Below are 21,774 nucleotides of genomic sequence, written 5' to 3' on the forward strand. Positions count from 1 at the left end.
TCGTGAACCGTCGCTGCTTCGTCATTGAGTTCGCCTTTCACTTCAAGGGAACTCTCCACCTTGCCGAGGCAAGTCCACTGTGTTCAGTCGGCACGGTAAGGGACGTGGTGTTTGACAATGGCGTTGAGGGTTACGATGAGCTTGTGCATGGTGGCGACGATCGCGAGCTTGAAGGGCTTTCCGGCGTCGCGCAGGGCTTTGCGGTGGCGGCGAGGCGGCCTTTGCCGATGCGGACGACGGCGAGCGGTGCGAGGTAGAGGGATCGTCTGAGGGTGGGAAGGCCGCCGGAACATCGTTTCTGCCGACGGGTCTTGCCGGTCGAAGGGGCGAGGGCGGCGGTCTGTCGGCTGGAGAGACGTCCCAGTTCGGGCATTTGGGCAAAGTGGTAGGCGGCGACGATGGGCGCGACCTCGGGTGCGGTGCGCAGCGGGGCGTCGCGGTCGCCGGGTCGGGGAGGCGGCCATAACTGCCGCGATGGACTTCTCGAGGCGCAGGATCAGCGCTTTAAGGCGTGCGACCTATGCGGCGCTGAGGCGGCGCATGGTGGCATCGGTGATGTTCTCGCGCTGGTTGCGGAGCTGGACCGCCTGTGCGACAGCTAGGTGTTTGATCCCACGGTTTGATGGTGCGATCCTTTCGTTGGAATGGAAGGATGCCGCATGGGACAGGTACGTCATGGGTGCGCCACGACCACGCACGCCGTCCGAGCAGCAATACAGCTTGTCGCAAGCTTCGCTCGCGACGCTGAGCCGGGAGCTGCGGATCAACCCGAAGACAGTCGCGAAGTGGCGTAAGCGGGCGACGGTCGAGGATCTGAAGACCGGGCCGAAGGCCCCTCATTCAACGACCCTGACCGAGGCGGAGGAGGCAATGGTGGTGGCGTTCCGTCGCCACACACTGCTGCCGCTCGACGACTGCCTCTACGCATTGCAGCCGTCGCTACCGCACCTGACCCGGTCAGCGCTGCACCGTTGCCTTCAGCGGCACGGCATCTCACGGCTACCGGATGTCGAGGGCGACAAGCCCAAGCGTCAGCGCTCCAAGCGTTATCCAATTGGTTTCTTCCACATCGATATCGCCGAAGTGCAGACTGCCGAAGGCAAGCTCTATCTGTTCGTCGGCATTGACCGCACCAGCAAGTTCGCAGTCACCCAGCTGGTCGACAAGGCCGATAGGCGCACAGCATGGGAGTTCCTCGAACACCTGCTGAAGGCCGTGCCGTACCGGATACACACGATCCTGACCGATAATGGCATTCAGTTCGCCGAGCAGCCGCGCAACCGGAACACCGCCTGGTCGCGCCAGATGCGCTTCGACATGATCTGCGAGGCAAACGACATCGAACACCGGCTCACCAAGCCGAACCACCCGTGGACCAACGGACAAGTCGAACGGATGAACCGCACCATCAAGGAGGCAACCGTCAAACGCTTCCACTACGAGAGCCACGACCAGCTTCGGACGCACCTCGCCGACTTCATGGCAGCCTACAACTTTGCCCGCCGGCTCAAGACGCTCAGCGGCCTCACCCCCTACGAATACGTCGCCAAGATCTGGACGTCAGAACCAGACCGGTTCATCGTCGACCCGATCCACCAGATGCCGGGACTGAACACCTAGGTCACGCAGGCGGACGTGTTCGGCGAGCCTGATAGCCTGGGCATCATGAACATGCGGGGTGAGTTGCACGTGCAGCCCCGCGAGGCAGCGCGCGATCACCGCGGCATCGAGCGGGTCCGTCTTGGCAATCTGCCCGTTAGCGTGGGCAAAGCTGCGCACCCGCGCAGGATCAAGGAGGTAGGCTGTCAGCTTGAGCCGATCGAGCATGACCGCGAGCCCGCGCTCGTAGCCGCCCGATGCCTCGAAACCGACCCGCACAACGGCGGTATCGGTCAGTCGGGCCAGCTTACGTGACAAAATGGGGGCCCCGCCTTGCCGTTGCCGACCCGCCATTCGGCACCGGCAGTGTGGAGGCGAAAGACGAGTTCGTCCTTGGCGACATCGATGCCGAAAAACAGGTCGGATTGTGGCAAGACCCGGTCTCCCAGGCTTGTCGAGAGGGGGCCGCAACGGCCCCAAGCAACTGTTCTGGGTTTGGGAAGACGGATGCGGTCCCGCTCAGGAGCGGTCTTTGCCGACCAGCCTGTCGAACGGCCTCACATCGACCGCCTGAGCGGGGTGGCCACCCCGCTCAGGCAAACAGACGCTACACCCCATCCAACAGATAAGCCTGTCGAAGGGGCGGCATTAACAACAAGCTTCGTGCTTTCGCCGATGCAAACGCTGCCACCGTCATCTCGTAGCTGTAATCAACGAGTCCTGACCCTTACCACGACGCCGTTGCTCAGATACTCAAGACCCACAAATTATGTTTTCGTCAGGTGATAACTACGATCATTAGTTAATGCGGAATAGTTCCGGTGCTTCATCAACCTCGGCAAGGTTCAATTCTAGTCGCGTTCCGTCTTCCAGCAGAACGCCGACGGTGAACGCGCCATAGGCAATTAGCGGCAGTACCGCGCGCCCGTCCGGGCCGAACGCCACCGAGCGCGGATCGCGGCCGAAAGTCGGGTGGAGGAAGAACAGCGCTTTTTGCCCCGACAAGGTCATTGGACGCGACAGGTCAAGCGGCCCGATCATTAGTGTCACCTCGAAGCAGTTGGGATTGGAGGGCAGGGCCGCCACGGTTGCGGACAGACGGACGTTGGCGCTTTCGTCGACCATCTTCTGCCCAAACTGCTCGCGCCAGGGGTCGTCGGGGTAGGGCGGAGGCGCCGCATGTATGATCTCAATCAGTCGGCGGCACACGCCCTGCGCGGCCCCGTTGGAGGGCAGCAACTGCTGTGCACGAGTCAGCGCGCCCACCGCGTAATCGGTCGCATCGCCGTCATCGTTCCGCAATTGCAACGTGCCGGCACCACGTGCGACGTCGACACGTGCTTCGTCCTGCGCGGCAAGTTGCGCTGTCTCAAGGGCGGCGATCGCAGCGTCTGTTTTTGCTTGTGCCGCGCTGAGGTTCGCTGCCGCCTCAGCGCGGGCTTGTTCCAGAGACGCCTGCAATCGAACTAGCTGGACCTGCTCCTCGTTCTGCCCGCGTGCACGAAGGACCGACGCGGCAATCTGCTCGCGCTGGCGCAGGACCGAAGCGGCGATGTCACGCGCTACCACCATTTCGATGATGAAATAGCGGCGCATCCATAGATAGGCGACAAGGAAACCAAGCAGCGCGAAGGTAAGTATTAGCACGCCGCCGGGAATGGCACCGCCGCTCAGCCGCCCGCAGCGGTCGACAATGTCGGTCGCTTCCGACGATCCCAAAGCGCGTGTAAGACGGGTACGGCAGGCCGCGAGCGCAGGTGCGCTATTGTTCAGATTAGCGGTGACGTCGATCGCGAGTACGCGAAACGTTTCCTGCCAATTGGCGAACTGCGTCAGGGTGATTCCTATGATTATTTTGGTCAGCCAGTCGGCGACCTGTTCAAGGCTCGTGCTTTCAGCGTAGGGAATTACTGCCGGTGCGGGTGGCGCTACTGGTGTAGTTGCGGGAGCGGCTGTCCCCAAAGCCACGGTTGTCGCCTCACCAGCTGGCGTCGCGGACAACGGTGTGGCCGGCGGGGGCGGCGCGATCACGGGCGTCACATCCGGTGTGCGCGCAAGTTCAATCCGCTGCGTCGTGGGCAGTCCGAACAGCAGCCCAAGCATGACGCCGAACAGCGATGCACAGCAGGCGGTAATGATCGCCCAGCCGACGAAATGGCTCCATGCCTGTAGTATCGCGCCCAGCACCAGTAACAGAACCAGGCTGGTGCCTGCAAAGGATACCTGCGCGCCGATTGCGCGCTCGGTCTCGTTCGCGAACCAACCATCTTCCCGCGCGTCGTCAGTGCGCGGCACAGCGTTTGGATCGGGCGCGGGGCGCCAATCGCCAAAGGGGAACATGTCAGCAGATCTCCAGGAGATCAAGCAATGTTTGGTCGATCTGCCCTTCGGGCATTCCGTTGCGATGTCTCAGCAAATGGATTGCCGCGGCCGTTCGCTTGCCCACGATCCCGTCCGCTGCCCCGATGTCAGTAAAGCCGCGCGCTCGCAGGGCTCGCTGCACTGCGATCACCGTGGCGGCTTCGGGCTGCTTAAATGGCGGCTTGACGAGCGTGGCACGCACCTTGTTGAGCCAGGCGCGTCGGTCATCAATCCCTATGATCCCGCCGTTGACTAGTTTCGTCGTCTTAACAAAATCAGCGACGTCGCAAGCGGAGTTAATAGCGCGATACTTCCAGTAGCCGCACGCCACCTCTAATACATGGTCGAGCTTGCCGGCGAGGTTGGGATTAGTGACTAAGTCCACACCAATGATCGCACCGATTGTGCGATAATTGTTCTTGCCCGTAATTTGAATGTAGCCGCGTCCGCGATAGCGATAGCCATCCTCCGAAGCCGGGGGGCCGTTTCCCAACCGGTTGCCATATACAACGCAGGCGAACGCTTTAGGATTGTTGGCGCATCCGGCAGTACTAGCGAGCGTTGGGAATCGCCCGGGGAACACCTGCATCAACCGTTCCGCAGAATAATTGAGCTTCTCTTCCACAACGGTCAGGCCACCCGACTCGTGGCCAATCTGCGCCAAAAAATAATGCAGCCGGTTGGGAGTAGCATCGATGCCGTAGCGCGACAGGACATCAGGCGCCTGTTCCGCGAAGGTAGCAATGGTGTTGCTGTCGGCGCGCGGAAAGATACTTTTTAGGTGATCTATGGTTAGCATCGAGTCGACCCCCTCAAAGTCGTCACGCATCACTGTAGGTATCATCACTGCGGTATGATACGGTGGGCATTCAGCACCTATGCCGACCGCCTCATATAATTAGGCGCAGGGCAGCGTCGGATTTTCTCGGTTAAGAGGGAAACGCCAAGCGCGCCGAACATCGCCGTATCATCATCGTTGCGCAGTAATGGTTTTAGACATGATAGCTAAGCACCTACGCTATTAACGGCATTATTCATTTTATGAATTTGCTTGCAATACTCCAAACGTAGTAGGTTTAGGATATCTTACCTGAGTATCATTAAAAGATGTAGTCTTATAGATTGCTGGAAATAATTGTAGCCGGTTGACTTTGCGCTTCGCATGAAGTTCATGAGGCTTCGTGGCAGCTCTTAGAGCTGTTGGGGAGTCCGGGGGGGGCTATGAGGCGTCTGACGATCACACGTTTCTTGCGCTGGGGGTCGGTCGCTGCCGCATGCATGGCGATGTTCCAAGGCGGTATCGCAGCCGCCCAGGTCCGCTTCCACAGTGCCAGCGAAGAAGAGGCCACAGCGCTCATATCCAACGAGCTAGATAAGGCGCGACTGGCACATCTTTCCGCGTTAGAGGCGCACCGCACGTATCTCGTCGACGCCCTTACGCGCGAGCAGACGCTCCTTGTTCAGCGCGAGCTCGCCGAGCGTGACGCGTTAATAACGCTGATTCTCACGGCTAAGGCGCGCGGTGAGGATCCGTTCACGCTGCTCGCCAGTCAGATCGACGATGAATGGTCGGAGCTTGCAGGGACGCTGCCCAAACCGATCGCCTTCGTAGACTTCGTCAGCGTGGCGCATCAGCTCAATTCCTATGAAATCGAGCGAGCGGGCCTTATTCGAAACCGAGCTGCTCTGATCTCAATTTTCGAGGAAATGGGCGGTAAGGGCAGCTACTGCGCTTTAGACGGAAGCGGCCAAGTTGCGTTCACCCAGCGCGCAGGCACTGACGAGTCAGACGCAATCATCGATACCTGCAAAGAGATCTCCGCGAACGAGGCGCGCATCCAGTCCCGGTCTATTCTGGCAGGCCCCGCCTGGGCGCTTCTGGGAAACCCGGCAGGGTCGAACGCCGGAATGATAGGGCAGGCACTCAGCGAGGTCCGCGAGATTGCACTGCTTCTTGAGACGCAGGACGTACTCGCCAAGACGGTCGCGGCTCAGATGAAAAGTCTCAACGAATATTATAAGTGTGAGGTCGACCGCGGAAGCGTCACGCAAGACGTACGCGCCGATGCTGCTGCTGTGCAGTCGGCGTTGAACGTGCTGGCCAAGGGCGATGCGGTCACGGTGTTCAAGGCCGATACCTTTAAGGACGTCTGGAACAAGTTGACCAGCAACAACATCGATCCGAATTGCGCGAAGCCGGCACCGCTCAAGGCTTCGGTGCCGGAGGCAAAGGGCATGTCCGCCGATGACGTGCTGGCCGCGCTTGGAGCGCTAGACAAGTATTTCACCAAGGTCGCCGTCCTTGCTCTGGTGCGCGACACCGCCCTCGACATTCAAGGATCATCACTCGGCGACGCGCTCAACGGGTTGGCGGCCGCACCGACCGACGTCTCTGCCTCCAAGGCCGCCGGCCGAGTGATGGCGGCGCTACGGATATTCGGCGCGCTGGAGCAGTATAGTCTGGCCAGCGCGGGCAAGATGCCGGATATTACGGGTGTCCTCGTCGCTCTTGCCGATGTGCGAATGCGTCAGGCGACTGCAAAGACCGAAGCGGACCGCCTCGCCGAACTGGATCGCCTGAGCAAGCTGCGTCTGGTCGCCCTGCGGCAGCGTGCCGTCCAACTGGCCGGGGCGCGGAACGAGTTGGCAACCAAAACGGATGCGGGGCTGAGCAATTCGCTGCGTCGCTACTCCGAGAGCGTCAACCGTGGGGTGATCCCGGCCACCGTGCTGACCAACGGCATGACCAAGAGCCGGACCTTGCCCTGGCTCGACCGGGAAAAGGCGGTCGTCGAGGCGGCGTATGCCGTGTTGGCGCCTGCGGCTGCCCAGCTCCAGGCTTATGGCAAAAGTGGGATCACCCCGGACACTGTCGCTCAGTTCCTCCAAGCCGCCGGTCTCGGCGGGATCGCGGTGAAGTGATTATGCGCTTGATCATCCCCCTTGCAGCTTTGATCGCAGTGAGCGCCTGCGGACGCCCGGCGGAGGTCATGTCCCTGGCTTCGTCAGCGCTTCCCGTCGCGACAAACCTCAGTATCGCCGCCGCCGCCCAGCAGAGCCGGTTCGCCGTCCAGCGCGCTGCGTTTAACGGGCGCGCGACCGAACTTTCGCAGCAGGCCGCAGTGGCACGGGACAGTTCTTACCAGATCGAGCAGGACTGGAAGTTCCAAGGTGAGACCGCACTCCCAAAGAAGCTGGCACTATTCCGCGAGGGAGACGCTACAATACTTGCCGATCCGCTCGCCCCAGTCACATCCGTCAAGACTATCGCCAGTAATCCTCCATCCTTCGAACTCGGTTCTCTCGGCAAGGTCGTCATCGGTTTCGACCAACTCCGGAAGACGCGATCACCCGACGGCAAGGAACTCCTCATATTCTTTAGCAGCGTAAACACGAAGCTCAAGGAGATCGAAAAGGAAAAGGCGCCGACGGAAACAGAGGTGAAATGATCGTCGGAACGTGCCGCGCAACAGACATGGAGGTTACCGAAAATGGCAAGTACCTCGAAATCGCTCGCTCTCCAGCGGATTAAGGAGCAGATTGCGGCCCTCAACTTCGCGACCGATGCCCTCACGGTACTGCTTGACGCGCATCAGTTCGATCCAGTGCTCGCAGACCTGCGCCTGCGGCAACTAAGTGCGTGGCGGACCGATCTGCGTGATACCCGCATGACGATCATCGCGACTGGAGCGGTCGCCGACCCACCGAGCGCGGCTGAGATTGAGCAGCTTCGGCAACGCGTCGCGGCGCTTTACAACTGGAACCGGGCGTCTGACGCGATCGACACGCTGATCGGCGAAGCGATCGCCATCGCTGCGGCCTAAACTTCCAGGCTGTCGTCAAACTTCTAAGTTTTGCGACAGCTGACGCACAAACGCATTTCCGCGCGTTTTGACGCCGCAAAAGTTTGCCGCAAAACGTTTGTGTTTTGATGCATATTCGCGACATGTTGATTGGCTACGCCCGCGTCTCGACCGATGACCAGGATCTGCGGCTGCAACGCGCGGCTTTAAAAGAGGCTAGCTGTCGCCGAACGTTCGAAGAGAAGGTGTCGGGCGCGAAACGCGATCGGCCCGAGCTCACCAAAATGATCGAGCAGCTCCGGCATGATGACACGGTCGTCGTGACGCGGGTTGACCGACTGGCACGCTCAACCCGTGACCTGCTCGACATTGCCGAGAAGCTGAAAGCTGCCGGCGCTGGGCTGCGTTCGCTGGCAGAGCCATGGGCGGACACGACGTCGCCGGCAGGACGCATGGTGCTGACGGTATTCGCTGGCATCGCCGAGTTCGAACGCGATCTGATCCACCAGCGTACCAGCAGCGGCCGGGTAGCGGCGAAGGAGCGGGGGGTCCGCTTCGGGCGAACGCCCAAGCTGACGGCCGATCAGATCAAATTGGGCGAGCGGTTGGTCAGCGAGGGGACGTCGGTCCGGGAGGCTGCCAAGCTGCTCAAGTGTCACCACGCGACGCTGTATCGCGCGCTCACTGCTGCGGCGTTGGTTTGATGCGTCAGGCGAGCTCGTCAGGATGGGCAGCCTGATGCCGATCCGTCCGGAGCACATCTTTCTGTACCCGATCGACTGGTTGCAGATTTCGCACCATGTCCGCTTCGTGCGTGCTTAGGGCTGCTGCGAGCATTGCGGTCGCCCTCACGGGCAGAGGGTGTTCCATATGGGCGATGGCCGCTGGTGGGACCGCAAGCGGCAATACTGGCGTAACGGTCAGGGTCGGCGGGTGCGGCGTCCGATCAAGAACATCCTCGATCATGGTGCCTGGACGCCTGTGGTGCTGGCTTGTGCGCACCTCAACCATGATCCGAGCAATAGCGCCTTCGATCAGCTGGCAGCGCTCTGCCAACGCTGTCACCTGATCCATGACGGCCCAGAGCATCGTCGCCGGCGCTGGTTGAACGGTATCCCTTCGGTGAAGGCCGCATTGCCTCGAACTGACGGGATCTGGAGGTAGCACTGGTGCAAGCGCCGGTGTTTGCACTGGTGTTAGCGACGGTGCGATGGCCCAGGTGACAGTAATTTCAGGCGTAGAGAGGCGCCGGATGTGGACGGCGGAACAGAAACGCGCACTGGTCTTGGCGGCGTGCGAGCCGGGGGCGAGCGTTGCGGAGATCGCGAGGCAGGCGGATTTGCGGGCAAGCCAAATCTACCGGTGGCGCCGGGAAATGACCCGTGCGGTGTCCGGCTTCGCCGCTGTGACATTGACGCCAGAACCACAGGCCGGACCCGGGACAGGTGACGCGGTGGTGGTGGAGTTGGCTGGTGCGGTGGTGCGCATCGCGGCGGGGGCGTCGCCGGCGCTGGTGACGGCAGTAATCGGCGCGCTGGCGCGATGATCGCCATTCCGGGCGGTGCGCGAATCTGGATGGCGACGGGACACACTGACATGCGTCGTGGCATGCACGGCTTGGCGCTGCAGGTTCAGCAGGGACTGCGGCGTGACCCACATGCCGGCGACCTCTACATCTTCCGTGGCCGGCGCGGCGATCTGGTGAAAATCCTGTGGCACGACGGCGTCGGCCTATCGCTGTATGCCAAACGGCTCGACCGCGGCCGGTTCATCTGGCCTGCGGCAGTGGATGGCGTGGTGGCGATCACGCCGTCGCAGATGGCATGCCTGCTGGAGGCGATAGACTGGCGCAATCCACGCATGACGTGGCGCCCCACCGCAGCGGGATAATGCGTCAGAAACGGCAGAAAACCGTGGCTTGATACCGGTCTTCTGCTATCCTGCCGGGCATGGCGGCAGTGCCTTTCGATGATGTCTCGTGCCTACGCGCAGCCCTTGCCCTGGCTGAGGCAGACGCTGCACGGACGAAGGCGGTCAACGCCGATCTGGCAGCGCGCATCGCCCTGCTGGAACTGCAGAACGAGAAGATGCGCCGGGCATTGTTCGGCCGCAGTGCCGAGCGTGGACGCCTGCTCGTCGACCAACTCGAACTCGGCTTCGAGGAACTGGAAACGACCGCCGGCGAGGTGGAGGTGCTGGCCGCACGGGCGGCTGCAGGGACCAGTGTCGAGCCGTTCACCAGGGCCCGCCCGTCGCGCAAGCCGTTGCCCGCCCATCTGCCGCGCGAGCGCGTTGTCGTGGCCGCGCCTGCCCATTGCCCGTGCTGCGGGTCCGACCGGCTCTCGAAGCTGGGTGAGGATATCACCGAGACGCTGGTGGTCGTGCCGCGCCGCTGGAAGGTGGTGCAGACAGTGCGTGAACGCTTTGCCTGTCGCGCCTGCGAGAGCGTGACCCAACCGCCCGCGCCGTTCCACGTCACGCCGCGCGGCCTGTTCGGACCGCAGTTCCTCGCGCAGATGCTGTTCGAGAAGTTCGGCCAGCATCAGCCGCTGAACCGGCAGGCCGAGCGGTATGCCCGTGAGGGTGTCGACATCAGCCTGTCGACGCTGGCCGACCAGGTCGGTGCCTGTGCCGCGGCCCTGGCACCGCTGCATCGCCTCATCGCGGACCATGTGCTCGGGGCCGGGCGCCTGCACGGCGATGACACCACGGTGCCCGTGCTTGCCAAAGGCAAGGCCGATACCGGACGGCTGTGGACCTACGTCCGCGACGACCGCCCGCATGGCGGGCCGGCACCACCGGCGGCGCTATTCCACTATTCGCGCGACCGACGCGCCGAACATCCGCTTCGGCACTTGGAAGGATATGCCGGCATCCTGCAGGCTGACGCCTATGCCGGGTACAATGCGCTATTCCGCGGCGAACGGCTGCCTGCGCCGATGGTCCGGGCACTGTGCTGGGCACATGCACGCCGCAAATTTTTCGAACTGGCCGATGTCGCCGGTCAGGTGCGGCGCAGGCGCGGGAGCCTGGTCATCTCACCCATTGCAGCCGAAGCGGTGCTCCGGATCGATGCGTTGTTCGACATCGAGCGCGCCATCCTCGGCAAGCCTGCGGCCGAGCGGCATGTCGTCCGTCAGGAACAGAGCCTGCCGCTGGTGACCGACCTCGGCACATGGCTGCGCGCTCAGCGCGCCGCCATGGCGCGCCACAACCCGGTCGCGGCTGCGTGCAACTATTTACTGAAGGATTGGCCGGCCTTCACCGCCTTCCTGGAGGACGGGCACATTTGCCTGACGAACAATGCCGCAGAACGTGCCCTGCGCGGTGTGGCGCTCGGAAGGAAAGCATGGTTGTTCGCGGGTTCCGACCGGGGCGGCGACCGCGCAGCGTTCATGTACAGCCTCATTGTCACTGCAAAGCTCAACGACGTAGACCCGCAGGCTTGGCTAGCCGACGTGCTCGCCCGTATCGCCGACCTGCCCCAAGGCCGGCTTGACGAATTGCTGCCCTGGAACTGGCATTCGTGTAAATCGGAGCTCATCGCACAGGCGGCATGACCGCAGCACCAGAGGGCGAAAATGGGCAACAGACTTTATCAATGCGAATCCGAGCATGACCAAACCGCCTGGGCAGTAGCGCATCTAAAGGCGGGTGGTGCCATCAGCGATGTTTCGCTCTGGCTGGCTGGAATTGACCGCCCCATGCATCTGCTCGCCAAAACCAAATTAGCTCTGCGGGCGGAAGGCTTGGCCGTCACCAGCATCATGAAGAATGTCCGCGATGCTGCTGGCGAAACTCACGACATCCTGACGTGGAGGGTCAAAAGGTAAACGACTGCGCGTCGCAGCCGCTTTCCGAAGAGCAACGCGGCCCTGCCCGGATGCTTACGTTGAACGCGCACTACCGACGTCGGTGATGGAGGGCGTGTCGCAGTGTGCGATCGGACAAGTTATTTGAAACATACCGGCCCAACGCTCATTCAATCTTAACTTCCGTCGATTAACCAGTCCCAAGGAGCAATCCTCTCCCGAAGCCTTGGTGCTGAGCGTCTTTGCCCCCAATAGAGACGCTCAGCCCTTTTTTGCATCCGCGTATTCCGACTGGGCTACAGCAAGGCAGTTCGGGATCTTTCGTCACGCAGCCCATCCGGGTTCACCATCCAGCGCTCGTTGTCGATCGATGATCGACCCATTGGCTTAAGCATCTATAGCGACCATGCCGTCCCCGTGTTTCATTCGCTCAATCCGGGGGGCAAGCCACTGGTAGGTGTCCCAAAGGATTTGGGCGTAACTGCCTGTCAGGACTGGATCACATGCCATCAGCGATTCCAGGAGGTTATCGCGACAGGCTTCCAGATCACCGATTTGGCAGGCGCCGAGAATTTTCATTAGCGCCACGTACCGTTGCCTGCAGATTATGCATATATCGCAATACGATAAGCCGATGCAGCGTACGAAACCGGACGAACCAATCTGTATGTAATGGTGTCTAATACGCGCGGCCCGTTGCGGTTGACGAAGACGATACCGCTCGGCACCCGTCAGTCATCCGCCGGAGGCTTGCCATGGCTTTTGGGAAAGCTCAGCCGCAGCCGATCGATCTGCTCGTCCGTCGGCCAAAACCGGTCGCTTATCCCGGTCACCTTGCGGAACCTGAATCAAATCGCAACGCGCACAACAATGGGTTCCGACCCTCAGCGTCAAGCAAACGGCTGTATTTGTCCACGCAGACCCGTCCGTTTTGCCGCCGAGCTGACCGGTCGTAGTTATCAGGCCGAATGGCTCAAAGCGTTCGCGATCCGGAATTCTACGCTTTTCCACGGCTTGCCAATAATGGTCTGGCAGACCACACTCCGTCCGGTGTGAGCGCTTCCATCAAGCTGCTCGATATGTAACTGTTCGTCGAACAACGATCGATCCAATATCGGAAAAATCCAATGACTACCGAAACCAACGCCACCGAACTGGCAACCGAACTGACCATCGCCTGGTTGGGTAACTCCAATACACGGGTAGCAGCAGACGACGTTCCTGCGTTCCTGCAGTCAATGTATGCAACGGTGACCGGTCTTGGCGCGCCGGCCGAAGATAATTCTTTGACGCCTGCGGAGCCTGAGTACATGCCGGCCGTGTCGGTTCGAAAATCCCTTTCCAGCAAAGATCACATCCTCAGCATGATCGACGGCAAGCCGTACAAGACGCTTCGCCGCCACCTTTCCGGGCACGGCCTTACGCCGGACGAGTATCGCGCTCGCTATAGCCTAAAGGCCGACTATCCGATGGTCGCTGAGACGTACAGTGAGAGCCGCCGCGACATGGCCAAGCGGATTGGTCTCGGACGCAAGGCCAAGGTCGCCTCAGACGAGTCTGCGCCTGCAGACACTACTACTGTGGAATCGCCAAAGCGTCGTCGGGGAGCAAAGAAGACCGAAGCCGCCGACGTTTAAGAGCCGATCGGTGTAGGGTAGGTGTTTTACAGGTCGTGGCCACCGCCAGGCATTCGCAGCTGGCGGGGCCATTTGCGACCAAGAACAACCATAGTCGCTTGTCGAAGCATGGACCCCACGTTCCAGTAAGGCGTGGAATGTTATATAATTAGAACTCACTAAATAAGTTGTGTCATATGATCGCTCGCGTATCCGCCGCCTACATAGCGCCGTTCAGTTGATACGCCGTTAGATTCGTTCCGACTCCGTGACCGCCGCATTGATCATATTAGATCAAGTCTCGACATCGCCGACGGAGGACATCGCTTTAGACGGCTCCCGGATCGTACGCAGGATAGCGTCCGCCTGAACGATGTATAGGCATGCCATGTTTCGTCCACGCTCGTCGCTGCCGACGATTTTGTGCCTGCGGCGTTCGCACTGTGGTCCAGCCCAGCAAGAGTTCGGGCGAGCCGCTCAGTCAGGGTAGTGGTTGATATGTCCATGACAATCGCTCCTGTCGCAGATGCCTCCGGCTCGAAAGGTCACCCATGGCCTGAACCAGTTCTGATACGCGCCATTGTGGTCAGAGGAACGCCCGCCCTCCGGTCACCGGTATCGTCGCGCCGGTGATGTAGCTGGCCTCATCGTTAGCCAGCATCACATAGGGCGGTGCCAGTTCAGCGGGCTGTGCGGCTCGGCCGAGGGGGGTGTTCTCGCCGAACGACTTCACTGCTTCCTCAGGCATGGTCGACGGGATTAGTGGCGTCCACACCGGCCCTGGTGCCACCGCATTCACGCGGATCTTTCTATCGGCCAGCATCTGCGCCAAGCCCGAGGTGAAGTTGTTGATCGCGCCCTTGATCGTCGCGTAGGCGAGCAGTTGCGGACTAGGGTCCTGCGCGTTGATTGAGGTCGTGTTAATGATCGACGCCCCTTCGCCCATATGCGAAAGCGCCGCCTTCGACAGATAGAACATCGCGTGGATGTTGGTGGCGAAGGTCTGCTGCCATTCCTCATCAGGAATGTCCTCAATTTTATCGAAGGTCCGCTGGTGCGCAGCGTTATTTACCAGAACGTCAATCTGACCGAACGCCGCTGCCGCTTTCGCGATAACATCGCGGCAATGCGCCGGATCGGACAAGTCTCCCGCAACGAGCACCGCTTGCCGCCCTTCCGCCTCAACCAACTGGCGCGTGGCCTCAGCATCTTCATGCTCGTTTAGATAGGAGATCAGCACATCCGCCCCTTCCCGGGCAAAGGCAATTGCAACCGCGCGGCCAATGCCACTATCACCACCGGTGACGATCGTCTTTTTTCCGGCAAGGCGCCCCCAACCCCTTGTAACTGTCCTCGCCATGATCAGGGCGCGGGTCCATGGCGTCGGTCTGGCCGGGGATGGATTGCTGCTGTTCGGGATAAGGCGGGGTGGGGCGGTCGGTCATGCAATATGCTCCGTGAAGAGAATTCAGCGCGCGTCGACGCGGTCGCAATGGACGAAACCGAAATAGCCGGCAATAATCGCCAGCAACGCATGCAGCCAGATGTCGTTACCGTACAGCGGTACCAGCCCGAACAGCGTATTGAGCACCGGCACGAGGCCGGCAATGGTCAGCACGCCATAGAGGATTGCCACCATCCGTGCATAAAGCCGCGCGCTACCGACGCTGCGTGCCGCCAACAGGCCCCACAAGCCGAACAAGATATGCACTAAATTGTGCAGCACATTGACGGGGAACATTCCGAACGCGAGGCGCGATGCACTGGTCACCACGACACCAGGATGGATATGTTCGGGCGACAGGCCCGGCACGAAACCGGCGACGCCTGCCAGAAGAAAGATTACCCCGTACAAAGCTGCAAAGCTGCTGATCCGCATCTGCTATACTTTCGAAGCGCTACGACCACATGCCGCGTCGATGGGCTAACGGGTCGTCCGGCGGGTCGTTCCGGCAGAAGCCGAAAGGTTAACATGTTTGAATAAAATGCAATTTCAACAGCGCTCAAATCCTTAGCTTAATGGGGATCACGTCCGTCCGCCGTCGGCCCTGCGTGTTTGCGAACGCATCATTGATCCGGTCAATCGTATCAATCGGGTAATCGCTACGATCCATCTGCGGAACAGGCGAATAGTGGTGGGAAGCTGCCTGTCTGCTTTGGAGCGCCAAAATGGTATAAATGCCCGTTCGTTCAGCTCTGATGATCGAAAGCTACGCGTTCTCATCTCGGTCATTATGCAAATGGCCGCGAGCAGAGCTCGCGACATAACGGGTTTCGCACGCAAACGTGAAGCTACCCGCGTTGGGTAGATGCGGGCTCGCTTAGGCCTTGGTTTAGGGATCACTCTTCATCTTGCACAAGAGGCCGAGATTTCAAAATCTTCGAAAAGGGTTTCTACCCCAACCGGAGTCCAGGCGGGAGACGCGGTCAAGCGAGGTCTAGCCGTGCTTGTACGCCGAAAAACTTTTCGTGACGCATTACTCCCGGTCAAATCCGGTTGGTTGCGACTAGCTCGTGATAGAACTTACCGAGTTCCGTCAGTTTGGCCCCTTGGCTCCGCTTTGCTGCCCAGTACAGGTCCGTCCCCTCTGTTGGGCACAGTAGGCCTCCTATTTGGTATGCCTTGAACTTTTTGAAAATTAAGACGTGTTCGGAGTTCGCGACCGGCTCCGTCTCTTCGTAGGTCGGGTCCATCGCATAAACGTCGTCAACTGCCGAGAAGTGCTGTACGAGTTCGCGAAGCTGGGCGTCGGAGACCTTGGGCAGGTTCGTCCGCACGGGGCCCAGGTGGCCGGCATGCGACTTGTAGACGGGTCGCTGACCCCACGCGCCAAGCGCTGCTTCCACGTACCCGTAGATTGAAGCGGCTGAGACGCGCCCCCTGACATCGGCAGCCCCGCCGCGGAGCGCGCCCAGAACCAGTCTGGTAAAGACACCGTGGCCGCCCACCTCCATCGCTTCCTGCGTCGGCCGTGAGGCGGCAAGTATCGTGACGCCCTCACGAAGGACAGCCTTATGCTCGAGCGAGCCTAGCGCGGCGTCCACGTTGCCCGCCGTGCCGCTGTAGCAGCAGTCGAGGATCACCAGCACGGTCGCGGCGGGCGACTTGTTCGCCATATCGATCAGCTCGTTCATTGGAAGGCCGGGGTCGTCCTCGATAGCGTCTTGGGTGACGAGGTAGCCACCAACGTCACCTGGCGTCCCGTGGCCCGAGAAGTAGAAGAGAATGTCGCCCCTGAAGTCGGCGAACAGCTCGCGCCATCTTCGCCTGAGGTGGGCCCGCGTCACGCTCGATGACCCGGGACCTGTCAGCATCCTGCAGTCAAAGTTCACGCTGCCGTCGCCATTCCGCGCGAGGGTGTCGCGCATGTCGACCGTGTCAGAGACGCATGCTCGCAGGTTCTTGACCTCGGGACTGTCGTACTCGTCGATGCCGACCAACAGCGCTCGCTTCGGCAAGATCACGCTCTAGACCTTGTTCTTTCCTTCACCCATCATCTGAGTGATTGCGGCAGCGACGTCGTCCCACTTCCAAGCGATGGTGCGATTGCGGGGCAGGCCTGCAGGCAAGTTGCTCGAGGTGCTTGCGCCGTCCACGTAGACTCCGAAAGCCGGAACGTCCTGTAGCTTGGCCATCGCCAGCTCCTTCGCGACGCCAGACGCGCTAGCCATCGTCTTTCCGACGAGCACGATGACCATGTTGCACTTACCAATTTTGGCGCTGATGACCTTTTCCCACTCCGCCTCTGCAAGCGCGCTCTTGGAGGACCAATCTTGAATAGCAAATGGCGTCTTGGAGTTCTTGGCCTGACCGACGAAGAGCATGCGCGATGTCTCGTCATGGTCAAAGTCGAAGCTGATAAACGCTCTGGGATTCGCCATTTCGTCTCGCTCCCACATAATTGCTACGTTACCGGACGCCGGGTCGAGCCGAGATTTTCGCCCGAACCGCCGCACTTGGCACCTATGGCACCGCAGCTCGTGAATGATGTTCCGACTTATTCCGTGACGGTTGTGTCACTGCTCGCCGGGGCCGACAACATGCATTCGACAAATAGGATTGGATAGAGCGAAATACGCCATTGCAAGAATCATCGACGAAAGGTCTATTATAAAATGATGGCCACGATCGACACGCCGCTGCGCTGCGGCCCGCACCATCAAGATATCCGGGCGTGCGGAACCGTCACCAGTTGGGTATTTGCGTGGTAAGCGCTCCGGTGCATGACCGGGGCGTTGGAACTCCGACGGACGGCGTGGCCGTTTGCCTCTCGGGCGGCGGTTACAGGGCGATGATGTTCCATGTCGGCGCGCTGTGGCGGCTGCACGAGCTCGGTCTACTAGCGCAAGCGACGCGGGTGTCCTCGGTGTCTGGCGGATCAATTACGGCGGGCGTGCTGGCGCTGGCTTGGGGGCGGCTCGTTGCCGGGGGGTCCTTTGCCGATCTCGTCGCTGCGCCGGTGATGCGGCTCGCGTCAAGGACGGTCGACCGCGGGGCGGTGCTGGGTGGCGTGTTCCTACCGGGGACGGTCAGTCAGCGAGTCGCGGCCGTGTACGACGATGTGCTGTTCAAAGGGGCGACACTCCAGGATCTTCCGGACGATCCCCGTTTCGTCATTAATGCGACAAACCTCGAATCGGGCTCGCTTTGGCGGTTCTCCAAGTCCTACATGCGCGACTGGCGCGTCGGCTCGATCGAGCGGCCGACGTTAAGGCTGGCTGACGCGGTCGCCGCCTCCTCGGCGTTCCCGCCTGTGCTATCGCCTTACGTCCTCGACGTGGAGCCGTCGGACTTCGACGTGTCGGAGCCGGGCCTCGGGGACGAGTTCAGGCGCGACGTCAGCCTCACCGACGGCGGCGTCTACGACAACCTAGGGCTCGAGACGGCTTGGAAGCGCTGCCGGACGCTGCTCGTGTCCGACGGCGGTGGCCGCAGCTCCGACGATGCCTCGCCGCCGGGCGACTGGGCGCAACAGGCGAAGCGAGTCCTCGACGTCGTCGACGGTCAGGTGCGGGCGTTGCGCAAGCGGCAGCTGATCGGCTCGTTCATCGACAGCGTCCGGGACGGTGCCTATTGGGGCATACGGACTGATCCCGCCGAATACGGCGTCGAGATGCGGCTCGCGTGCCCACGGAGCGCCTGCGTGGCGCTGGCCGAGACGCCAACGCGGCTCAAGCGGATGCCGCCGGAGCTCCAGCGGCGGTTGGCCAACTGGGGCTACGCGATTAGCGATGCCGCCGTTAGGGCGCACCACGATGCCGGGGTCCAGGCAGCAACGGGGTTCCCGTTCCCCGACGCGCCGCTGTGATCGGCATCGGCAGACAAGCTGGGGGACGGCCGTGAGGAAGGTCGTCATCCTGCGTAGGCCGGACGTCGGGAGGCGCGACGGCTTTTCGACCAAGAGCTTCGGCGCGGCCGAACGCGCGGCGCCATCGATTTCGTCCGAGGTGCTCGATGCATCCGACGAGGCCGAACTCGCGCGCGATCCCGGGGTGGTCGCATCGGCCCCGGTGATGCCAACCCGGCTCATCCGGCCGCTGGCGGCCGAGGGCGCGGCGGGTGAGCCCTGGGGCATCTCGGCCGTCGGCGCGGACGCGTCCGCCTTTGACGGGTCGGGGATCGTCGTGGCGGTGCTGGACACCGGGATTTACGCAGAACATCCGGCCTTCAAGGGAATCAGGCTAGAAACGCGCGACTTCACCGGGGAGGGGATGCAGGACGCGCTGGGGCATGGGACCCACTGTGCAGGCGTGATCTTCGGACAGGACGTGGAGGGGATCCGCATCGGCGTGGCGCGGGGCGTGCGCCGCGCGCTCATAGGCAAGGTGCTCGGCGACGACGGCTCGGGCGATTCCGAGATGGTGTTCGACGCGATGCACTGGGCGAGCGCCGGCGGCGCCAACGTGATCTCGATGTCGCTTGGGTTCGACTTTCCGGGTCTGGTGGAGGATCTTGAGGGACAGGGATGGCCCATTCGTCTCGCGACCTCCACCGCACTCGAGGCGTACCGCGCCAACCTGATCATGTTCAACGCCGTGATGTCGGAGTTGAAGGCCGGACGGGCTTTCGGCAGGGACGTCCTAGTCGTCGCTGCGTCGGGGAACGAGAGCGAGCGCCAAGTCGACCCGAAGTTCCGGATAGCGGCGTCGCTGCCTTCCGCGGCCGACGACGTGCTCTCCGTCGCCGCCCTCGGGCGCGGGGTGGGCGGACTGTCGGTGGCGGAGTTCTCGAACATCGGCGCCAAGCTGTCCGGCCCTGGCGTCGACGTCCTCTCGGCCTGGCCCGACGGTGGCCTGCGGTCGCTGAGCGGCACGAGCATGGCGTGTCCTCACATTGCCGGTGTGGCTGCGCTCTGGTGGCAGTCGGTGGCGGCGAGGGGCACGGCGGGCGCCTTCAACGTCGGCGCGAAGGTCGTCGCCAGTTGCACCCGCGAGGGGCTGGCCGACACCGGTCAGGAGGACGTCGGCGAGGGACTGGTCCGGGCACCATGAATCGACCTCGGCAGGCTGGCGCGGCCTACGCGTCAAGGCACGGAAGGGCATGAGCGTGTTCCGCATGACGATGCTGCCAGCAGGAGATGGGGACTGCCTGCTTCTGAGCTGGGGCGACCCCGGCTCGCTGCGCCACGCGGTCGTCGACGGCGGGCGCACGTTCACCTACGCCGCGTTGCGGCCGAGGCTGTTGGCAATCCGGGAGGCCGGTGAGCCGCTCGAGCTGCTGGTCCTTACCCATGTCGACGCCGACCACATCGAGGGCGGGCTGAAATACTTGAGCGACGCCGAACCGCCGATCGCCCCGGCGCGGGTGTGGTACAATTCGTTCGAATCTCTGGGTGGCTTGGCCGCCCGCAGCATAGCGCAGGGAGACCGGTACGCCGCCGCGATCGCCAGGCTGGGCTGGCCGCTGAACGGAGGCTTCGCCAATGGCCTGATCTCGGTCGCAACTGCGCCTGCTGACGGCGGCATACCCGGCTTACAGGTCACTGTGCTAGGGCCCGACGGCGACGGGGTCGAGGCAATGCGTCGCAGGTGGGCCGATTGGCGCGCCGACCACGATCCTGTGAAGCTGGCGCGATCGGGCAGGCTGTCCCGGGCCCCGATGCCCGACCCGCTCGACGTCGAGGTTTTGGCGGCACCCGGCAAGACCGACGCCGAGGTGCCTAATGGCTCCAGCATAGCGCTGCTTGTTGAGCATAAGGGTCGGCGCGTGCTGCTCGCCGGCGACGCCCATCCCGATACCCTTGTCCGGTCGATCGCGCCGCTGGCGAGGGCGGAGGGCGGTCGCCTCCGCGTCGACCTGTTCAAGGTCTCGCACCATGGCAGTCGCGCCAATGTGACGCGGGAGGTCGTCGAGCTCCTCGACTGCCGCCGGTTCGCGATCTCGACTGACGGGACCCGCCACCGCCATCCCGATCCGGAGGCGATCGCCCGGATGCTCGCCTTCGCGCCGCCCGGCCCGCGCGAGCTGCACTTCAACTACGCGAGCGATCGTACGCGACCGTGGGACGGTGCCGCGCTGAAGAACCGGTGGGACTACGTCTGCCGTTTCGGGGACCCGCAGGGGACGCTCGAGGTCGACGTCTAGGGCGGTGGACGACGAACGGCACAGTCTGCTGCTTCCTAGATCCGCCCCTTCTCGACAAGCCGACGGTAGTGCTCGCCCAGCACGGTCAGCTTGCAGGACTTCGACTCCATGGCCGCGTGGTACATATGCGGCGCGTCGACCGGCACCAGCAGGTTCACGCGGTTGAACTTCTGCAGGATGGCGAAGACCTTGTTGTTGGTCTCGTCAGGGCACGGTCCTTCGGGCTCGTAGGAGGGGTCGAGCGCGAAGGCGTGAGCGGGGGATGGGAAGAACTCGGCGATCCGCCGCAGAACGTCGAGATCGATCGGCGGCTGTACCTTGCGCAGGGAGACGAAGCTCTCGACGTTGGTGCGGAAGATGGGGCGCTGGCCCCATCGCCCGAGCGACTGGTCGATGTGCGCGTAGACGCTGCCGGGCGTGACGTCGCCGACCAGGTTGCTGGCGGCACCGTTGAGCGCGTCGATCAAAAGGTTCGTGAACGTTCCGCTGCCGTCGGCCTCGGTCGCGTACTGGTCGGCAGCCGACGCCGTCAGGATCGTCATCCCTTCGGCGAGGATGGCGCTACCGGTGTCGGGACTGGTGCCCGCGACGCCGGAGTGGCAACTGTCGAGGATGATGACCTTGTTGCCCGTGCGTGACTTGTTGGCGAGCGTTAGGATCTCGGACAGCGGGATGCCGTCGTCGCCCGACCGGCTGTCGCTGGCGCACAGGTAGCCGCCAGTTGCTTCCACGTGCCCGTGCCCTGCGAAGTAAAGAAGAACGGTGTCCTCCTTGCCGCCGAAAAGCTCGCGTATAGCCTCTTTGAGCTGCGCTCGTCCCACGGCATCCGCCGGACCTGTCCCAGTGACGATCCGCGTGTCGAAATTCGTTGTACCATCGGCGTGGCGGTCCAGCACGGCCCTCACCGCATGGGCGTCGTTGACGCAGCCGTGCAGCGGCTGAACGGCGTCGTAGTGGTCGATGCCGACGATGAGCGCCTTGCGTGTCATGCGGGGCTC

21 protein-coding genes and 3 pseudogenes are annotated in these 21,774 nt (G+C 62.2%); 15 read left to right on the top strand and 9 right to left on the bottom strand.

Going from position 1 to position 21,774, the window contains the following annotated elements:
- Both ACTHQV_RS05735 and ACTHQV_RS05740 read left to right on the top strand, forming a co-directional pair.
- The coding region (locus tag ACTHQV_RS05735) for a hypothetical protein (protein ID WP_440488898.1) at window positions 1-257 on the top strand (257 nt) is incomplete at its 5' end.
- A gap of 402 nt (window positions 258-659) precedes the next feature.
- Window positions 660-1,620, top strand: a pseudogene (locus tag ACTHQV_RS05740) (IS481 family transposase).
- Here ACTHQV_RS05740 and ACTHQV_RS05745 read toward each other — a convergent pair.
- The 3 genes from ACTHQV_RS05745 to ACTHQV_RS05755 all read right to left on the bottom strand — a co-directional run bounded on the left by ACTHQV_RS05745 (window position 1,561) and on the right by ACTHQV_RS05755 (window position 4,789).
- Window positions 1,561-1,878: an IS110 family transposase gene (locus ACTHQV_RS05745; protein WP_440488899.1), complete on the bottom strand. Its 318-nt coding sequence runs from the start codon at window positions 1,876-1,878 to the stop codon at window positions 1,561-1,563. The pseudogene ACTHQV_RS05740 and the gene ACTHQV_RS05745 overlap by 60 nt on opposite strands.
- A 519-nt stretch (window positions 1,879-2,397) precedes the next feature.
- On the bottom strand, window positions 2,398-3,894 hold the full coding sequence (locus ACTHQV_RS05750) for a pYEATS domain-containing protein (protein ID WP_440488900.1): 1,497 nt from the start codon (window positions 3,892-3,894) through the stop codon (window positions 2,398-2,400).
- Between the two features lie 46 nt (window positions 3,895-3,940).
- Window positions 3,941-4,789, bottom strand: coding sequence for a glycoside hydrolase family 19 protein (locus ACTHQV_RS05755; protein WP_440488902.1), 849 nt, complete (start codon window positions 4,787-4,789; stop codon window positions 3,941-3,943).
- 449 nt (window positions 4,790-5,238) lie between these two features.
- Between ACTHQV_RS05755 and ACTHQV_RS05760 the strand changes: the two genes are divergently transcribed.
- The 9 genes from ACTHQV_RS05760 (at window position 5,239) to ACTHQV_RS05800 (ending at window position 11,596) form a co-directional block, all read left to right on the top strand.
- Complete coding sequence (locus tag ACTHQV_RS05760) at window positions 5,239-6,882, top strand: hypothetical protein (protein ID WP_440488904.1); 1,644 nt, start codon at window positions 5,239-5,241, stop codon at window positions 6,880-6,882.
- Between the two features lie 2 nt (window positions 6,883-6,884).
- Window positions 6,885-7,409: a hypothetical protein gene (locus ACTHQV_RS05765; protein WP_440488905.1), complete on the top strand. Its 525-nt coding sequence runs from the start codon at window positions 6,885-6,887 to the stop codon at window positions 7,407-7,409.
- Window positions 7,410-7,451: 42 nt separating this feature from the next.
- Window positions 7,452-7,784 (top strand): hypothetical protein, encoded by a 333-nt coding sequence (locus ACTHQV_RS05770; protein ID WP_440488906.1) that lies wholly within the window; start codon window positions 7,452-7,454, stop codon window positions 7,782-7,784.
- A 122-nt stretch (window positions 7,785-7,906) separates the two neighbouring features.
- Complete coding sequence (locus ACTHQV_RS05775; protein ID WP_440489389.1) at window positions 7,907-8,467, top strand: recombinase family protein; 561 nt, start codon at window positions 7,907-7,909, stop codon at window positions 8,465-8,467.
- 166 nt (window positions 8,468-8,633) lie between these two features.
- Window positions 8,634-8,927 carry a hypothetical protein gene (locus ACTHQV_RS05780; protein ID WP_440488908.1) on the top strand — a complete coding sequence of 98 codons (294 nt, stop codon included), beginning with the start codon at window positions 8,634-8,636 and terminating at the stop codon, window positions 8,925-8,927.
- Window positions 8,928-9,015: 88 nt separating this feature from the next.
- A complete protein-coding gene (locus tag ACTHQV_RS05785; RefSeq protein ID WP_440488909.1) occupies window positions 9,016-9,309 on the top strand; it encodes a transposase in 294 nt (97 codons plus the stop codon).
- On the top strand, window positions 9,306-9,653 hold the full coding sequence (tnpB, locus tag ACTHQV_RS05790; protein ID WP_440488910.1) for an IS66 family insertion sequence element accessory protein TnpB: 348 nt from the start codon (window positions 9,306-9,308) through the stop codon (window positions 9,651-9,653). The genes ACTHQV_RS05785 and tnpB overlap by 4 nt, the downstream gene beginning before the upstream one ends.
- Window positions 9,654-9,712: 59 nt before the next feature.
- Window positions 9,713-11,323, top strand: a complete 1,611-nt coding sequence (gene tnpC, locus ACTHQV_RS05795) for an IS66 family transposase (RefSeq protein ID WP_440488911.1) — start codon at window positions 9,713-9,715, stop codon at window positions 11,321-11,323.
- Window positions 11,324-11,344: 21 nt separating this feature from the next.
- Window positions 11,345-11,596, top strand: a complete 252-nt coding sequence (locus ACTHQV_RS05800; protein WP_440488912.1) for a hypothetical protein — start codon at window positions 11,345-11,347, stop codon at window positions 11,594-11,596.
- A 713-nt stretch (window positions 11,597-12,309) separates the two neighbouring features.
- Here the strand turns inward: ACTHQV_RS05800 and ACTHQV_RS05805 are convergent.
- Window positions 12,310-12,399, bottom strand: a pseudogene (locus ACTHQV_RS05805) (IS5 family transposase); the annotation flags it as partial.
- A 303-nt stretch (window positions 12,400-12,702) separates the two neighbouring features.
- Here ACTHQV_RS05805 and ACTHQV_RS05810 point away from each other — a divergent pair.
- A complete protein-coding gene (locus ACTHQV_RS05810) occupies window positions 12,703-13,212 on the top strand; it encodes a MucR family transcriptional regulator (protein ID WP_440488914.1) in 510 nt (169 codons plus the stop codon).
- Between the two features lie 565 nt (window positions 13,213-13,777).
- Here ACTHQV_RS05810 and ACTHQV_RS05815 read toward each other — a convergent pair.
- From ACTHQV_RS05815 to ACTHQV_RS05830, 4 genes and pseudogenes are all read right to left on the bottom strand, one after another.
- Window positions 13,778-14,636 (bottom strand): annotated as a pseudogene (locus ACTHQV_RS05815) (glucose 1-dehydrogenase).
- A gap of 23 nt (window positions 14,637-14,659) precedes the next feature.
- Window positions 14,660-15,070, bottom strand: a complete 411-nt coding sequence (locus tag ACTHQV_RS05820; RefSeq protein ID WP_440488915.1) for a DUF4383 domain-containing protein — start codon at window positions 15,068-15,070, stop codon at window positions 14,660-14,662.
- A gap of 608 nt (window positions 15,071-15,678) precedes the next feature.
- On the bottom strand, window positions 15,679-16,632 hold the full coding sequence (locus ACTHQV_RS05825; protein ID WP_440488917.1) for a caspase family protein: 954 nt from the start codon (window positions 16,630-16,632) through the stop codon (window positions 15,679-15,681).
- Between the two features lie 27 nt (window positions 16,633-16,659).
- Window positions 16,660-17,073: a TIR domain-containing protein gene (locus tag ACTHQV_RS05830; RefSeq protein WP_440488918.1), complete on the bottom strand. Its 414-nt coding sequence runs from the start codon at window positions 17,071-17,073 to the stop codon at window positions 16,660-16,662.
- 374 nt (window positions 17,074-17,447) lie between these two features.
- Here ACTHQV_RS05830 and ACTHQV_RS05835 point away from each other — a divergent pair, with 374 nt between their 5' ends.
- The 3 genes from ACTHQV_RS05835 to ACTHQV_RS05845 are packed head-to-tail and all read left to right on the top strand — an operon-like array spanning window position 17,448 to window position 20,776.
- Window positions 17,448-18,500 carry a patatin-like phospholipase family protein gene (locus ACTHQV_RS05835; protein WP_440488919.1) on the top strand — a complete coding sequence of 351 codons (1,053 nt, stop codon included), beginning with the start codon at window positions 17,448-17,450 and terminating at the stop codon, window positions 18,498-18,500.
- Window positions 18,501-18,531: 31 nt separating this feature from the next.
- Window positions 18,532-19,683 carry a S8 family peptidase gene (locus ACTHQV_RS05840; RefSeq protein ID WP_440488921.1) on the top strand — a complete coding sequence of 384 codons (1,152 nt, stop codon included), beginning with the start codon at window positions 18,532-18,534 and terminating at the stop codon, window positions 19,681-19,683.
- A gap of 49 nt (window positions 19,684-19,732) precedes the next feature.
- The gene (locus ACTHQV_RS05845) at window positions 19,733-20,776 is read left to right on the top strand and encodes a ComEC/Rec2 family competence protein (protein ID WP_440488922.1); all 1,044 of its coding nucleotides are present in this window, start codon (window positions 19,733-19,735) and stop codon (window positions 20,774-20,776) included.
- A gap of 35 nt (window positions 20,777-20,811) precedes the next feature.
- Here the strand turns inward: ACTHQV_RS05845 and ACTHQV_RS05850 are convergent, their stop codons facing one another.
- Window positions 20,812-21,765, bottom strand: a complete 954-nt coding sequence (locus ACTHQV_RS05850; protein ID WP_440488924.1) for a caspase family protein — start codon at window positions 21,763-21,765, stop codon at window positions 20,812-20,814.
- Window positions 21,766-21,774 lie beyond the last annotated feature (9 nt).

The organism is Sphingomonas sp. SAFR-052, assembly GCF_051965015.1.
In the GTDB taxonomy this organism is placed as follows: domain Bacteria; phylum Pseudomonadota; class Alphaproteobacteria; order Sphingomonadales; family Sphingomonadaceae; genus Sphingomonas.